The organism is Rhodococcus spelaei (assembly GCF_006704125.1).
Classification (GTDB): domain Bacteria; phylum Actinomycetota; class Actinomycetes; order Mycobacteriales; family Mycobacteriaceae; genus Rhodococcus_G; species Rhodococcus_G spelaei.
Genome location: NZ_VIGH01000009.1, coordinates 151791 through 165800 on the forward strand (window position 1 = coordinate 151791; position 14010 = coordinate 165800).

Sequence of the window (14010 nt, forward strand, 5' to 3'; positions counted from 1 at the left end):
ATTCTGGGTGTTCGGCGTCCTACCGTGGGGGAATGGACAGGAGCGAGACTCCGTACCGGAGGGTGGGCAGCGGCGAACCGGTGCTGCTGATCCACCCCTTCGCCCTCTCTCACCACGTCTGGCATGCGACCGCGGACCTGCTCTCCGCCGACCACGACGTCCTCGCGGCGTCGATGCCCGGCCATTGGTGCGGCGAACGGATCCGTGCGAGGGAGGTGAGTGTCGCGGCCTACGCGGACGGGCTGGAACGGGTCCTCGACGGCGTCGGATGGGAAACCTGCCACGTGGTCGGGAACTCGCTCGGCGGGTGGTTGGCCTTCGAACTCGAACGACGCGGGCGCGCGAGGTCGGTGACCGCGATCGCGCCGGCGGGTGGTTGGGCGAACCCGTCCTGGGACGAACTTCGGCTGGGCGCGATCTTCCTGGGATTGGCGCCACTGATCGGCCTCGGCCGGGTGCTCGGCGACCCGGCGACCCGGATCCCGCTGGTGCGCAGGCAGTCACTGCGCCTGCTCAGCCGCGACGTCGACGCAGTGTCCGAACGTGACTTCCGGACCGTCGTGCGGGCCGCCACCCACTGCAGTGCCTACCTCCCGACCGAGTGGATGGGACTGCGCGACGGCGGAATTCGCGGACTCGGTGCGGTGCAGGCGCCGACCCGGCTGGTGCTGTGCGAGCACGACGTGCTGCTGCCCGTCGACCGGTACGCTCGCCGGTTCCTGGACGAGTTGCCGTCGTGGGCGCGACGCACCGTGTTGCCGGGTGTCGGGCACGTACCGATGCTGGAGGACCCGCAACTGGTGGCGGACACGATCCGCGAGCACGTCGGCGAGGTGGTCGCCGGTAAGTCGCGGGGGCACGTCAGGTAGCTCAGGCACCGCCGCCGAGTCGGTCCAGCAAGGCCGCCCGGATCTGCGGTCGTGACGCCGCGACCAGGGTCAGCGTCGCCTCACGGACGAGCCGTTCCGCGGTGCTGCCGCCCAGCGACGCGGCACTGCCGGTGGCCGTGACCAGGGCGGCCGCCGACCGCAGCGCGAGCTCGGATGCTTGGGCCCGCGCGGTGAAGAGGTCGCCGCGACCTGACAGCGCGGCGTCGAGGTTCGCGCGCACCCCCGACGTCTCGTCCGCCAACCTGGTCGTGTCGCAACCCGTCTCGGCGAGCTCGGTCAGGCAACGCCGCGTCACGCCGGTCGCCATGCATCCGTTGAACCACGACCCGAAGGTCTGTCCGGCCCGGAACTGATCTGGAGACACCACGTTCGCGACGCGGTCGTCGGGCACCTCGTAGCCGTCGAAGCGCATCCGGACGGTGTTGCTGCCGCGGGCCGCGATCAGCGGAAGGTCCTCGACCGACACCCCGCCGGCCGCGGTGGCATCGACCACCGCGTGCACGATCGAGTCGTCGAACTCGTCGCGGGCGCTCAGTTGCAGGACGTCGACGATGCCCCAGCCGGTGACGAAGGGCGCGACCCCGTCGAGGACGTAACCACCCTCCACCCGGCGCGCGTACAGCAGTGGCGGCTGCGGGATCGCTCCGGCGAACGCGACGCCGGCGCGGACCGAGCCGGCGAGCAGATCGTCCCAGTACCGTTCGCGCAGCGCCTGATTCGGGCTGCCGGCGAGTCCGGCGACGACACCGTGATGCTGCATCCAGGTGAAGCCGGTGGCCAGGCAGCCGCCGCAGAGTGTCTCGACGACGGCGACCAGGTCGTCGAGTCCGAGTGTGGGACCGCCCATCTCCGGTGGCGCGGCCAGCCCGTAGAAGCCCGCCTCGGCCAGCGCCTCGAAGTGGCTCACCGGGATCTCACCGTCGGCGTCGACGCTGCCCGCGGCCGGGAACAGCACGTCCTCGGCGATGTCGCGGGCGAGCGCGGGCCAGACGGTCACGGAACAAGCGTAGGCGCGGGGAGCCCGAACGCCCGTGATTTCAGCCCTGTGGCGGGCGGGGATCGGCTAGGTTCAGTTCCTATGACTTCGGGTGACAGACATCTTCGCCGGGGCTTGGTGATCGGCTGCGGCGGCACGCTGGGTGCGGCCTGGACCGTCGCCGCGCTCGCGGCGGTCCGCGACGAACTGGACTGGGATCCACGCGAAGCCGACGTGCTGGTCGGCACGTCGGCGGGTGCCGAACTGGTGACCATGCTCGGCAGCGGCGTCGGCGTCGACGACATGCTGGCGATGCAATTGGGGGAGCAGGTCACTCGGCCGGCGCTGCAGACGCACGTCGCCGACGCACCCGGCCGGTTCCCGCCACTGCCGCGGATCGGGCTCGGCTCACTCCCGTTGGTGCGGCGCGGTGTCCGGCGCGAGGTCGGAACCGTCACCGCCCTGAGCGGACTGCTACCGCCTGGCGGCGGTGACGCGTCCTGGCTGGATCGGCTCGCGACCGGACTCAACCCCGGACGGACCTGGGTACCGCACCCGGCGACCTGGCTGGTCGCGATGGACTACGCGACCGGAGACCGCGTCGCATTCGGTTCACCCGGCGCGCCGGAAGCGACGCTCTCGCAGGCGTTGCGCGCGTCCTGGGCAATCCCCGGTTGGATGCCACCGGTGCGGATCGGCGGCCGCCGGTACGTGGACGGTGGAGCCGCGTCGACCGCCTCGGCCGACCTGGTCGCCCCACTCGAACTCGATGAGCTCGTGGTCCTCGCGCCGATGGCCTCCACCAGGGCGGTGCCCGCCCGCGGCACCGCCCGCGCGGAACGACTGATCCTGCGCGGCTGGATGAGTGCCGGCCTGGACGCGGAGATCGCCGCGGTCGCGGCGGCGGGTACCCGGGTCATCCGGCTCGACGCCACCGCCGAGGACCTGGCCGTGATGGGCCCGAACTTCATGGACGACCGGCGCCGGCTCGCGACGCTCGAGTCCTCCCTGCGCACCACACGGAAGGTACTGGCATGACACAGACGGAACACTTCGAGGTCGTCGTCGTAGGCGCGGGCATCTCCGGCATCGGTGCCGCGATCACCTTGCGGCGGATGGGGATCACCGACTTCGCGATTCTCGAGAAGGGCGACTCGCTCGGCGGAACCTGGCGCGACAACGACTATCCCGGGTGCGCCTGCGACGTCCCGTCCGGCCTGTACTCGTTCTCGTTCGCGCCGAATCCGGAGTGGACCCGGCTGTTCGCTGGTCAGGACGAGATCCGCCGCTACATCGACCGGACCGCCGCCGACCACGGGGTCGGCCCGCACGTGCGTTTCGGTACCGAGCTGGTCCGCGCGGACTGGGACGAGTCGGCCCACCGCTGGCAGCTGCAGACCACGAAGGGCACGTTTACCGCGAACTCCGTGGTCGCGGCCGTCGGACCCTGGAACGAGCCGCTCGTGCCGTCGATCCCCGGCCTGGACACCTTCGGTGGCAAGGTCTTCCACTCCTCGCGCTGGGATCACGACTACGACCTCACCGGTAAGCGCGTGGCTGTGGTCGGCACCGGCGCCTCCGCGGCGCAGTTCGTGCCCGCGATCGCGCCGAGCGTGGGGGAGCTGCACCTCTACCAGCGCACGGCCCAATGGGTGCTACCGAAGCCGGACCACCACGTGCCCGAGGCCGAACGCTGGGTGATGCGCCGGATACCCGGCGCCCACCGCGCACTGCGCGCGATCGAGTACTCGATCATGGAGGCACTCGGGCTCGGGTTCCGGCACCCGTGGATCCTGCGGATCGTGCAGCAGATCGGCAAGGCGCAGTTGCGCGCCCAGGTCCGCGACCCCGAGTTGCGTCGAGCGCTCACCCCCGACTACACCCTCGGCTGCAAGCGTCTGCTGCTGTCGAACACCTATTACCCGGCGCTGACCCGGCCCAACGTCGAGGTGCACGCCAACGCGGTCGCGTCCGTCCGGGGCAACACCGTGATCGGGGCCGACGGCGCCGAGCGGGAGGTCGACGCGATCATCCTCGGCACCGGCTTCCACATCCTCGACATGCCGATCGGCGGCAAGATCTTCGACGGCGAGGGTCGTAGCCTCGACGAGCACTGGAAGGGCAGCCCGCAGGCCTACCTCGGCACCACGATCGCCGGCTTCCCCAATGCCTATGTGCTGCTGGGTCCGGCGCTCGGCACCGGCCACACCTCGGCGTTCATGATCCTCGAGGCGCAACTGGGCTACCTGGCGAAGGCGATCGCCGCGGCCAGGGACGGCAACTGGACCCGGATGGAGACCCGGCCTGAGGTGCAGGCGGCCTTCAACGCCGAGGTGCAGCAGGCGTTGGCCACCACCGTCTACAACGCCGGTGGATGCCAGAGCTACTTCCTGGACGTCAACGGACGCAACAGCTTCAACTGGCCGTGGTCCACCGCACGGATGCAAGCCCGGCTCGACGAATTCGACGAGCGCGCCTACGAGATGGAGAAACTGTGAGCTACCCGGGAATCGAACTGAGAAACGCAGTCGTGCTCGTCACCGGGGCCGGCCGCGGCATCGGTCGGGCGACCGCAGTGGCGATGGCCGCACGCGGGGCGAAGGTTGCCTGCGCAGACCTCGATCGCGCCGCGGCCGACGACGTCGCCGGCGGGATCGGTTCGGCGGCAAGGCCGTACACGCTGGACGTGCGCACCCGGGCGTCCTGGGACGAGTGCGTGGCGGCGGTGGTCGCAGACCTCGGCCCGATCGACGTGCTGGTCGGCAACGCCGGGGTGATGCCGGTCGCGCCGTTCCTCGACGAGTCGGACGAGATCGGCGAGGCCACGATCGACGTGAACGTATGGGGACTGATTCACGGCATGCGTGCGGTGGCGCCGGCGATGATCGAACGGCGCCGCGGCCACATCGTCAACGTCGCCTCGCTCGCGGGCAAGATCGCCATCCCCGGTCTGGCCGTCTACAACGCGAGCAAGTTCGCCGCCGTCGGGCTCTCGTCGACCGCCAGGCTCGAGTTCGCCGAACACGGCGTGAGTGTGTCCACCGTGCTGCCCAGTGCGGTGCGCACCACGCTCACCTCCGGGCTTCCCCTCGGCAAGGGACTGCCGACCGTGGACCCCGAGGACATCGCGGCGGCCGTGGTCCGGACCTGCCGCACCCGTCGCGCGCAGACCCCGGTCCCCGGTTACCTCGCCGCGCTCGACCTCGGCCTTGCCGTCGCGCCGGAACCGCTCCTCACCTTGATTCGCAAGCTCGTCGGCGGCAACCGCGCCGTCGACTCGGTGGACACGACGGCGCGTGCCGACTACGACGAGCGGCTCCGCCGCCTGTGAGTCCTTCTGGCCCCCACCGGGACCAGAAGGACTCACAGGGCGCGTCAGCCCCCGAACTTCACACCCTGGGCGAGGGGCAGCTGGTCGGAGTAGTTGACGGTGTTGGTGGCGCGCCGCATGTAGGCCTTCCACGAATCGGATCCCGACTCGCGACCGCCGCCGGTCTCCTTCTCGCCCCCGAACGCGCCGCCGATCTCCGCCCCGGAGGTGCCGATGTTCACGTTGGCGATGCCGCAGTCGGAACCGTCCGCCGCCAGGAACCGCTCGGCCTCGCGCTGGTCGAGGGTGAACACGGCCGAGGAGAGTCCCTGGGGCACGTCGTTGTGCAGCGCTATCGCCTCGTCGAGGGTGTCGTAGCCGAGCACGTAGAGGACGGGCGCGAACGTCTCCTCCCGCACCACCTCGGTCTGTGCCGGCATCCGGACCAGCGCCGGCGTGACGTACACCCCGGCTCGGTCGAGCCGCTCGCCGCCACACACCACAGTCCCGCCGTCGGCGCGGGCCCGCTCCAGCGCGGACGCCATCGCCGCCCAGGACTGTTCGCGGATCAGCGGGCCGACCAGCACGCCGTCCTCGGTGGGGTCCCCGACCCGCAGCTGTCGGTACGCGTCGGCGAGCCGGTCGACCACGGTGTCGACGATCGAGGCGTGCACGATCAGTCGGCGCAGGCTCGTGCACCGCTGGCCGGCGGTCCCGGCTGCGGAGAACACGACGGCGCGCACGGCCAGGTCGAGGTCTGCCGTCGGTGCCACCACCGCGGCATTGTTTCCGCCCAACTCCAGCAGGCACCGACCGAACCGTGCCGCGACGCGCGGCCCCACAGTCCGGCCCATGCGCACCGATCCGGTCGCGCTGACCAGCGCGACGCGGGGGTCGTCGACCAGCTGTTCGCCGACCGGTCCGGGTCCGAGCACCAGGCGGTGCACGCCGTCCGGTGCACCGACATCGCGAGCGGCCCTGCGCAGCAACGCGTCACACGCGATCGCCGTCAGCGGCGTCAGTTCGGACGGCTTCCACACCACGGTGTCCCCGCAGACCAGGGCGAGGGCGGTGTTCCAGGACCACACGGCGACGGGGAAGTTGAATGCGGAGATCACGCCGACCACGCCGAGCGGGTGCCAGGTCTCCATCAGCCGGTGACCGGGGCGCTCGGAGGCCATCGTGCGGCCGTACAGCTGCCGGGACAGCCCGACCGCGAACTCGCAGATGTCGATCATCTCCTGCACCTCGCCGAGCGCCTCGGAGGTGACCTTCCCCGCCTCGAGGGTGACCAGGTCCGCGAGGTCGGCCTTGTGCTCGGTCAGCAGTTCACCGAGCCGGCGGACCAACACACCGCGCTGCGGCGCGGGCACCGTGCGCCACCGCGAGAACGCCTGGTGCGCTTGGTCGATCGCGTCGGAGACCTGCTCCGGATTGCTGGGGTTCAGCCTGCACAGGACGGATCCGTCGAGCGGGGTCCGGGCGATCAGTTCCCCGTCGGCGGCGGGATGGTCGTCGGCGGCGCCGCACGCGCGCAGCGCCTGTTCGGCTCGGGCGCGAAGGCTGCTGGTCATCGGAGAGTCCTCTCGAGCGCATGGTCGGGGCCGGCTGGGTTAGCCTGCCCCCATGTCGGAGCCATTGGACGAGGTCGACACGCTGCTCGTGCGTGAACTGGTCGACGACGGTCGTGCGACGTTGGCGACGCTGGCGCAGAAGGCCGGACTGTCGGTCTCCGCGGTCCAGACGCGGGTGCGCCGGCTCGAGACGCGCGGGGTGATCCGGGGGTACACCGCTCGGGTCGACCCGGCGGCGTTGGGTGAGGAGTTGTCGGCATTTGTCGCGATCACCCCGTTCGATCCGTCGAGCCCGGACGACGCCCCGGCCCGGCTCGCACACATTCCGGCAATCCGATCGTGCCACTCGGTCGCGGGAGAGGAGAGCTACATGCTGGTGGTGCGGGTGGCGTCGCCGCGCGAGCTGGAGCAACTGCTGCAGCAGATCCGGACGACCGCGAACGTGAGAACGCGCAGCACCATCGTTCTGCAAACATTTTACGACCGTGACGTCCAATAGTGGCAAATTTACTGTTTGGCGTGCCAAGTTCAGGATGTTTGACATAACCTGAACGTATGAGTGGCGCGATCGGTCGCCGCGACGACGGTGCGGACCTGGGCGCCGAGCAGGTGCTCGGCGTGTTGTCGGCGAACATGCTCGTCGACGGATTCGACCTGGTCCTCGACCTCGAGAACTCCCGCGGCCGGTGCCTGGTCGACCTGCGGGACGGCACCGAGTACCTGGACATGTTCGGCTTCTTCGCCTCCTCCGCGCTCGGTATGAACCACCCCGACCTGGCCGGTGATCCAGGTTTCCTGGCCGAACTGGCCGAGGTCGCGCTCAACAAGCCCAGCAACTCGGACGTCTACACCGTGCCGATGGCGCGGTTCGTGCGGACGTTCGAACGGGTGCTCGGCGACCCGCGACTGCCGCACCTCTTCCTCGTCGACGGCGGCGCACTGGCAGTCGAGAACGCGCTCAAGGTCGCGTTCGACTGGAAGAGCAGGCACAACGAGGCGCACGGGCGCGACCCCGCGCTCGGGACGAGGGTGCTGCACCTGACCCACGCCTTCCACGGCCGCAGCGGCTACACGATGTCGCTGACGAACACCGAGCCGATCAAGGTCGCCCGGTTCCCCACGTTCGACTGGCCGCGGATCGACGCGCCGTTCATCGCGGCCGGCCACGACGTGGTCGTGGACGAAGCCCGGGCACTGACCCAGGCGCGCCGGGCGTTCGACGAGAACCCGGACGACATCGCCTGTTTCATCGCCGAACCGATCCAGGGCGAGGGCGGCGACAACCACTTCCGACCGGAGTTCCTGCGGGCGATGGCCGCACTGTGCCGGGAGTACGACGCGCTGTTCGTCCTCGACGAGGTGCAGACCGGGGTCGGTATGACCGGAACCGCCTGGGCGTACCAGCAACTCGGCCTCGAACCGGACGTGGTCGCGTTCGGCAAGAAGGCCCAGGTCTGCGGGATCATGGCGGGCGGGCGGGTGGACGAGGTGCCGGACAACGTTTTTCGGGTGAGTTCGCGGATCAACTCGACCTGGGGCGGCAACCTCACCGACATGGTGCGGGCCCGGCGGATCCTCGAGGTGATCGAGCGGGACCGGCTGATCGACCGGGCGCGGCTGCTCGGATCCCAGCTCCTGGCCGGGCTTGCCGCCCTCGCCGCGCGACACCCGTGCGTCACCGATCCCCGCGGTCGCGGGCTGATGTGCGCGGTGACGCTGGACTCGGCCGGGCGCCGGGACGCGGTACTCACGCGGCTCCGCGAGGACGAGCACGTGCTCATGCTCGGGACGGGGGAGCGGGGACTTCGATTCCGTCCCCCGCTGACCGTCACCGCCACTGAACTCGATGCGGCGGTCAACGCGCTCGACCGGGCGCTGTCGGGCTGACCGTCGCGAACCGTGCGCGGTGGATTACCGTGCAGGACATGAGCAACTCGCCCGCGGTCGGCGCCAGCATCCCCATTTCCTCCGTGCCCAACCTGCGCGACGCGGGCGGCTACCGCACCGCCGACGGATCCCGGGTCCGCACGGGGCTGGTCTACCGGTCCACCGACCTCGGCCGGGTTGTCGACGAGGACGTCGCGGCCCTCGACGCGCTCGGCATCACCACGGTCTTCGACCTCCGGACGGTCGCCGAACGCGAGATGCTCCCGGACCGCGCGCCGACCGGCGCCAAGGAGGTCCCGCTCGACGTGCTGGCCGATCGCGACCCGTCCGCCGCGCCCGCGATGATGCAGAAGATCCTGACCGATCCTGCGCTCGCCGAGCAGCTCCTCGGCACCGGGGACACCAACGAACACCTGCTCGGGAGCTACCGCGAATTCGTCTCGCTGCCCTCGGCGGTCGCCTCGTACCGGGCCCTGTTCACCGACCTCGCCCGCCACGACGACACCCCGGTACTGATCCACTGCACCACCGGCAAGGACCGCACCGGTTGGGCGGTCGCCGCGCTGCTGCTCTTCCTGGGTGTCGACGAGGACACGGTCTTCACCGAGTACCTGCTGACCAACGAGCAGTTGCTGCCGTCGTTCACCCCGGTCTTCGACAAGTTCCGCGCCGCGGGCGGCAACCCGGACATCCTGCTGCCGATCCTCGGCGTGCGCCGCGCCTACCTCGAGGCCGCGCTCGACCAGGTGCGCACCGACTTCGGCGACGTCGAGACCTACCTGTCGAAGGGACTCGAGCTCGACGCCGGCGACCTGCGGGCCTTGCAGGAGAGGCTGCTCAGCCGGGACTGACCGTCAGGTCCAGGGCTCCCTCGGCGAAGCGGGTGATCGCCTCGCGTGCGGCGGCAAGGGCGGACTCGTGCCCCGGGCGCGCCCACCCGGTCAGGGTGGCGCTCGTACCGGTCGGGGTGAGCGCGACCTCGGCGAGCAGTTCGCCGGTGTTCGGTTGGCACACCGCCCACGAGTAGTGCTCGTCGGTGGCCCACTGCGCGGTCCGGGTGGCGACGTAGTCCGGGTCGTCGACACCGCCGTCGGCGAGCGCGGGCCGGTCGTCGACCCGGTCGTCTGCGCGCAGTGCGCGTAGGTACCAGGCGCCGGCGTTGACCTCGACGGGTTCCACTAGTCGCCGCCCCGACGGTCGCGCTTGCGGGTGCGCTTGCGGCGCTCACGGTCGCCGCCGTAGAGCACCGCACCGGCGATGGGCACCGCGAGGAACCACAGCCACGAGTGGGTGACGAAGAACAGCACCAGCGCGATCAGTGGGACGACGGCCATCACCCGACCGGCCCAGTCCGGCGGGGAGTCGCGTTCGGCGGGCGCGGACGTCGCCTTCGCGGGGGCGGTCGCGGGGGTGCCGGGCTCGGCGGGCAGATCGGCGAAGACCTGTACGAGCTCCCCACGCGTGGTCGCGGCCGTGATCGCGCCGCTGCGTTCGTCGAACTCGGCGACGGTCAGTCTGCCGTCGCTGAAATGCTTGCCGAGCTGTTCGAGGGCTTGCTCACGCTCGGCGGTGCCGATCCGGATCTCGGGGGGTTCAGCCATGGCCACAGCCTAGTGCTGCGGACCACGACCGCACACACGCAAACGCCCCCCGGCCGCGTGAGCGGCCAGGGGGCGCAAGGGAACTGCGGAAACTTACTTGAGCTCGGCGAGGACGGTGCCCTGGGTGATGGCGGCGCCGGGCTCGACGGCCAGACCGGTCACGATGCCGGCCTTGTGCGCGTTGACCGGGTTCTCCATCTTCATGGCCTCGAGCACGGCGATCAGGTCGCCCTCGGCGACCTCCTGGCCCTCCTCGACGGCGACCTTGACGACGGTGCCCTGCATCGGCGCAGTGACGGCGTCGCCGGACGCGGCGCCCGCGCCCGCACCGCCACGCTTGCGCGACTTCGGCTTCTTCCGGATGGCTCCGTTGCCGGCGCCACCGCCGTTACCGAGGGAGAACTGACCGGGCAGCGAGACCTCGACGCGACGGCCGCCGACCTCGACGACCACGGACTGACGCGGCAGCGCCTCGTCCTCGTCGGGAGCGGCACCGGCACCCGCGTACGGCTCGATGGTGTTGTCCCACTCGTTCTCGATCCACTTGGTGTAGACCTCGAAGCCGTTGCCGTCGCCGACGAACGCCGGGTTGGTGACGATGTGGCGGTGGAACGGGATGACCGTGGCCAGTCCGTCGACGTGGAACTCGGCCAGGGCGCGGGAGGCGCGCTGCAGGGCCTGCTCGCGGTTCTCGCCCGTGACGATCAGCTTGGCGAGCATCGAGTCGAACTGGCCGCCGATGACGTCGCCCTCGATGACGCCGGAGTCGACGCGCACGCCCGGGCCCGACGGTTCGCGGTAGGTGCTGATCGGGCCGGGCGCGGGCAGGAAGCCGCGGCCGGCGTCCTCGCCGTTGATACGGAACTCGAACGAGTGACCGCGCGGGGTGGGGTCCTCGGTGATCTCGAGCGCCTCGCCGTTGGCGATGCGGAACTGCTGGCGGACCAGGTCGATGCCCGCGGTCTCCTCGGTGACCGGGTGCTCGACCTGCAGGCGGGTGTTGACCTCGAGGAACGAGACGGTGTCGCCCTGGACGAGGTACTCGACAGTGCCGGCGCCGTAGTAGCCCGCCTCACGGCAGATGGCCTTGGCGGAGTTGTGGATGCGCGAGCGCTGGTCGTCGGTCAGGAACGGCGCGGGCGCCTCCTCGACGAGCTTCTGGAAGCGGCGCTGCAGCGAGCAGTCGCGGGTGCCGGCGACCACGACGTTGCCGTGCATGTCGGCGATGACCTGGGCCTCGACGTGGCGGGCCTTGTCGAGGTACTGCTCGACGAAGCACTCACCGCGACCGAACGCGGCGATCGCCTCGCGGGTCGCGGACTCGAACAGCTCCGGGATCTCCTCGATGGTGTGGGCGACCTTCATGCCGCGGCCACCGCCACCGAAGGCGGCCTTGATCGCGACCGGGACGCCGTACTCCTTCGCGAACGCGACGACCTCGTCGGCGTTCTTGACCGGGTCCTTGGTGCCTGCGGCCATCGGGGCCTTGGCACGCTCGGCGATGTGCCGGGCGGTGACCTTGTCGCCGAGGTCGCGGATCGACTGCGGGGAGGGACCGATCCAGATCAGCCCGGCGTCGATGACGGCCTGGGCGAAGTCGGCGTTCTCCGAAAGGAAGCCGTAGCCGGGGTGAATCGAGTCGGCGCCGGACTTCTTGGCCGCGTCGAGGATCTTGTCGAAGACCAGGTACGACTCGGCGGAGGTCTGGCCGCCGAGGGCGAACGCCTCGTCGGCGAGCTTGACGAACTGCGCATCCGCGTCCGGCTCGGCGTAGACGGCGACGCTGCCGTAACCGGCGTCCTTCGCGGCCCTGATCACCCGCACAGCGATCTCGCCGCGGTTGGCGACGAGCACCTTGGTGATGTGCGCGCTGGCATGACTGGGCACTGAGCCTCCTGTTGGTCGCAAGGGGTAGCCGCTGATGGATCCCCTGCCGGGGGTCGTACCCGGCTGGTTGTTTTCGGGCATTGCTTCGGAGTGTATGCACCGGTTCACACCGCGATGTAATCGGCTAGCGAATTAGCCCCTTGGAGGCCACCCGCCCGGCAAACCCTACTGATCAGTAGTTCATCGCAGGTGCGTTTTGATGCGCGCCAGCATCGCGGACATCCCGCGCAGGCGCAGCGGGCTGACCGCCTCGGCCAGGCCCAGTGCGGAGTAGAAGTCGCCAGGCACGTTCAGGATCGTCGCGGCGCTCTGTCCGTCCAGTCCCTGATGCAGGATCGACGCGAAGCCGCGGGTCGTCGGCGCCTCCGGGGGAGCACTGAAGTGCAGCCGGACGTGCTCGCGGTCGCCCGCGTCCACAGCGAGGAACAGTGGTGACTGGCACTCCGGCACCGGCTCCATCGCGGCCTGCTCGAGTTCGGCCGGGAGGTCGGGCAGTTCCCGGCTGAACTCGAGCAGCAGTTGCAGCTTCTCCTGGGGGCCGACGGCAGCGAAGTCGTCGACGATCTCGGCGAGCGGCTCGGGCAGGCTCATGCGGTGGCCGGGACCTCTCCGGGCTCCTCGCCGCGCACGATCGGCACGCGGACTGCGTTGCCCCACTCGGTCCACGAGCCGTCGTAGTTGCGGACCTTGTCGAAGCCGAGCAGGTGGGTGAGCACGAACCAGGTGTGGCTCGAGCGCTCGCCGATCCGGCAGTAGGCGACAACGTCGTCGGTCGGGGCGAACGCGCCGTAGATCTCCTCGAGCTCGGCACGGGAGCGGAACCTGCTGTCGGGCGCCGCGGCCCTGGCCCACGGGATCGACACCGCGCTGGGGATGTGACCGCCGCGCAGCGCACCCTCCTCGGGGTAGTCCGGCATGTGGGTGCGCTCGCCGGTGTACTCCTGCGGGGAGCGCACGTCGATCAGCGGACCGCCGCCCAGGTGGCCGAGCACGTCGTCCTTGAAGGCGCGGATCGGCGCGTCGACCCGCGTCACGACCGGGTAGTCCGTCGGCTCGCTCTCGGGCACGTCGAGGGTGGTCTCGCGGTTCTCCGCGATCCACGCGTCGCGGCCCCCGTCGAGCAGCCGCACGTCCTCGTGACCGAACAGGGTGAACACCCACAACGCGTAGGCGGCCCACCAGTTGCTCTTGTCGCCGTAGATCACCACGGTGTCGTCCCGGCTGATGCCCTTACGGCTCATCAGCTTCGCGAACGCCTCACCGTCGATGTAGTCGCGGGTGACCGGGTCGTTGAGGTCCAGGTGCCAGTCGACCTTCACCGCGCCCGGGATGTGTCCGACGTCGTAGAGCAGGACGTCCTCGTCCGACTCGACGATCTTGATGTGCGGCGCGCCGAGATGCGCACCGAGCCACTCCGAGGTCACCAGCCGCTCCGGATGGGCGTACGCCGCGAACGACGGGTTGGGATCGGGCGCTACAGGCACTTGCGGACTCCTGACGGACGGCGGACGAGGTCGACCCCGATTCTAGGCGGACGGAGCCGAGCGCGCCGATCCCTACCGGTTGCGCGTCCGGTGTGCGGCGATTCGCCGACGGCCGGATGTCGGCACCGTGACCAGCAAGTATCCTTGGTCGCCTCCGATGTTCGAGTCGATCGACCCGAACTGGACAATTGAACGATTCCCGCCCGGAACGTCGTAGTGTCTCGTACTGTCGCGCACGGATACGTGCCGATCCGCGTGCCCGCTCCGCGTGCCCCATTCTCGCCGTTGGCCATGAATGTTCGCCTGCGCAAAACCACACATCGCCCCCGCAAGCTGGACGCTTGTGTAAAACGCAAAGTCTCCTCGGGGGCTCAGCACTTTAGTCTCGAGAGGTTCTACCC

General features: G+C 70.2%; 14 protein-coding genes. 7 read left to right on the forward strand and 7 right to left on the reverse strand.

The window, feature by feature from the left end; all coding sequences use genetic code 11:
• The first annotated feature begins 32 nt into the window (after positions 1-32).
• Positions 33-869, forward strand: coding sequence for an alpha/beta fold hydrolase (locus FK531_RS19270; protein WP_142102239.1), 837 nt, complete (start codon positions 33-35; stop codon positions 867-869).
• 1 nt (position 870) lies between these two features.
• Here FK531_RS19270 and FK531_RS19275 read toward each other — a convergent pair whose 3' ends face one another.
• On the reverse strand, positions 871-1887 hold the full coding sequence (locus tag FK531_RS19275; RefSeq protein WP_142102241.1) for an acyl-CoA dehydrogenase family protein: 1017 nt from the start codon (positions 1885-1887) through the stop codon (positions 871-873).
• An 81-nt stretch (positions 1888-1968) separates the two neighbouring features.
• Between FK531_RS19275 and FK531_RS19280 the strand changes: the two genes are divergently transcribed.
• Genes FK531_RS19280 through FK531_RS19290 form a run of 3 tightly spaced genes read left to right on the forward strand, consistent with a single transcriptional unit; the run spans position 1969 to position 5197 of the window.
• Positions 1969-2904: a patatin-like phospholipase family protein gene (locus tag FK531_RS19280; protein ID WP_142102243.1), complete on the forward strand. Its 936-nt coding sequence runs from the start codon at positions 1969-1971 to the stop codon at positions 2902-2904.
• Complete coding sequence (locus tag FK531_RS19285) at positions 2901-4364, forward strand: flavin-containing monooxygenase (RefSeq protein WP_142102245.1); 1464 nt, start codon at positions 2901-2903, stop codon at positions 4362-4364. Before FK531_RS19280 ends, FK531_RS19285 begins: the two co-directional genes overlap by 4 nt.
• Positions 4361-5197 (forward strand): SDR family oxidoreductase, encoded by an 837-nt coding sequence (locus FK531_RS19290; RefSeq protein ID WP_181763046.1) that lies wholly within the window; start codon positions 4361-4363, stop codon positions 5195-5197. Before FK531_RS19285 ends, FK531_RS19290 begins: the two co-directional genes overlap by 4 nt.
• 44 nt (positions 5198-5241) lie before the next feature.
• On the opposite strand, the gene amaB is transcribed toward FK531_RS19290, so the two are convergent.
• On the reverse strand, positions 5242-6750 hold the full coding sequence (amaB, locus tag FK531_RS19295) for an L-piperidine-6-carboxylate dehydrogenase (protein ID WP_142102249.1): 1509 nt from the start codon (positions 6748-6750) through the stop codon (positions 5242-5244).
• Between the two features lie 52 nt (positions 6751-6802).
• Here amaB and FK531_RS19300 point away from each other — a divergent pair, with 52 nt between their 5' ends.
• Genes FK531_RS19300 through FK531_RS19310 form a run of 3 tightly spaced genes read left to right on the forward strand, consistent with a single transcriptional unit; the run spans position 6803 to position 9488 of the window.
• Positions 6803-7249, forward strand: a complete 447-nt coding sequence (locus FK531_RS19300) for an Lrp/AsnC family transcriptional regulator (RefSeq protein ID WP_142102251.1) — start codon at positions 6803-6805, stop codon at positions 7247-7249.
• A 56-nt stretch (positions 7250-7305) separates the two neighbouring features.
• Positions 7306-8637 (forward strand): L-lysine 6-transaminase, encoded by a 1332-nt coding sequence (gene lat, locus FK531_RS19305; protein ID WP_142102253.1) that lies wholly within the window; start codon positions 7306-7308, stop codon positions 8635-8637.
• A gap of 38 nt (positions 8638-8675) precedes the next feature.
• Complete coding sequence (locus tag FK531_RS19310; protein WP_142102255.1) at positions 8676-9488, forward strand: tyrosine-protein phosphatase; 813 nt, start codon at positions 8676-8678, stop codon at positions 9486-9488.
• On the opposite strand, the gene FK531_RS19315 is transcribed toward FK531_RS19310, so the two are convergent.
• From FK531_RS19315 to FK531_RS19335, 5 genes are all read right to left on the reverse strand, one after another.
• Positions 9475-9816: a hypothetical protein gene (locus tag FK531_RS19315; protein WP_142102257.1), complete on the reverse strand. Its 342-nt coding sequence runs from the start codon at positions 9814-9816 to the stop codon at positions 9475-9477. The genes FK531_RS19310 and FK531_RS19315 overlap by 14 nt on opposite strands.
• Positions 9816-10238: a DUF1707 SHOCT-like domain-containing protein gene (locus FK531_RS19320; protein ID WP_142102259.1), complete on the reverse strand. Its 423-nt coding sequence runs from the start codon at positions 10236-10238 to the stop codon at positions 9816-9818. The genes FK531_RS19315 and FK531_RS19320 overlap by 1 nt, the downstream gene beginning before the upstream one ends.
• A gap of 93 nt (positions 10239-10331) precedes the next feature.
• A complete protein-coding gene (locus tag FK531_RS19325) occupies positions 10332-12125 on the reverse strand; it encodes an acetyl/propionyl/methylcrotonyl-CoA carboxylase subunit alpha (RefSeq protein WP_142102260.1) in 1794 nt (597 codons plus the stop codon).
• Between the two features lie 180 nt (positions 12126-12305).
• On the reverse strand, positions 12306-12716 hold the full coding sequence (locus FK531_RS19330) for a SufE family protein (protein ID WP_142102262.1): 411 nt from the start codon (positions 12714-12716) through the stop codon (positions 12306-12308).
• Positions 12713-13609, reverse strand: coding sequence for a sulfurtransferase (locus FK531_RS19335; protein ID WP_142102264.1), 897 nt, complete (start codon positions 13607-13609; stop codon positions 12713-12715). Before FK531_RS19335 ends, FK531_RS19330 begins: the two co-directional genes overlap by 4 nt.
• Positions 13610-14010 lie beyond the last annotated feature (401 nt).

Coding starts and splice junctions, on each gene's coding strand:
- FK531_RS19270 (WP_142102239.1), top strand. CDS start 33: ATGGACAGGAGCGAGACTCCGTACCGGAGGGTGGGCAGCGGCGAACCG.
- FK531_RS19280 (WP_142102243.1), top strand. CDS start 1,969: ATGACTTCGGGTGACAGACATCTTCGCCGGGGCTTGGTGATCGGCTGC.
- FK531_RS19285 (WP_142102245.1), top strand. CDS start 2,901: ATGACACAGACGGAACACTTCGAGGTCGTCGTCGTAGGCGCGGGCATC.
- amaB (WP_142102249.1), bottom strand. CDS start 6,750: ATGACCAGCAGCCTTCGCGCCCGAGCCGAACAGGCGCTGCGCGCGTGC.
- FK531_RS19300 (WP_142102251.1), top strand. CDS start 6,803: ATGTCGGAGCCATTGGACGAGGTCGACACGCTGCTCGTGCGTGAACTG.
- lat (WP_142102253.1), top strand. CDS start 7,306: ATGAGTGGCGCGATCGGTCGCCGCGACGACGGTGCGGACCTGGGCGCC.
- FK531_RS19310 (WP_142102255.1), top strand. CDS start 8,676: ATGAGCAACTCGCCCGCGGTCGGCGCCAGCATCCCCATTTCCTCCGTG.
- FK531_RS19320 (WP_142102259.1), bottom strand. CDS start 10,238: ATGGCTGAACCCCCCGAGATCCGGATCGGCACCGCCGAGCGTGAGCAA.
- FK531_RS19330 (WP_142102262.1), bottom strand. CDS start 12,716: ATGAGCCTGCCCGAGCCGCTCGCCGAGATCGTCGACGACTTCGCTGCC.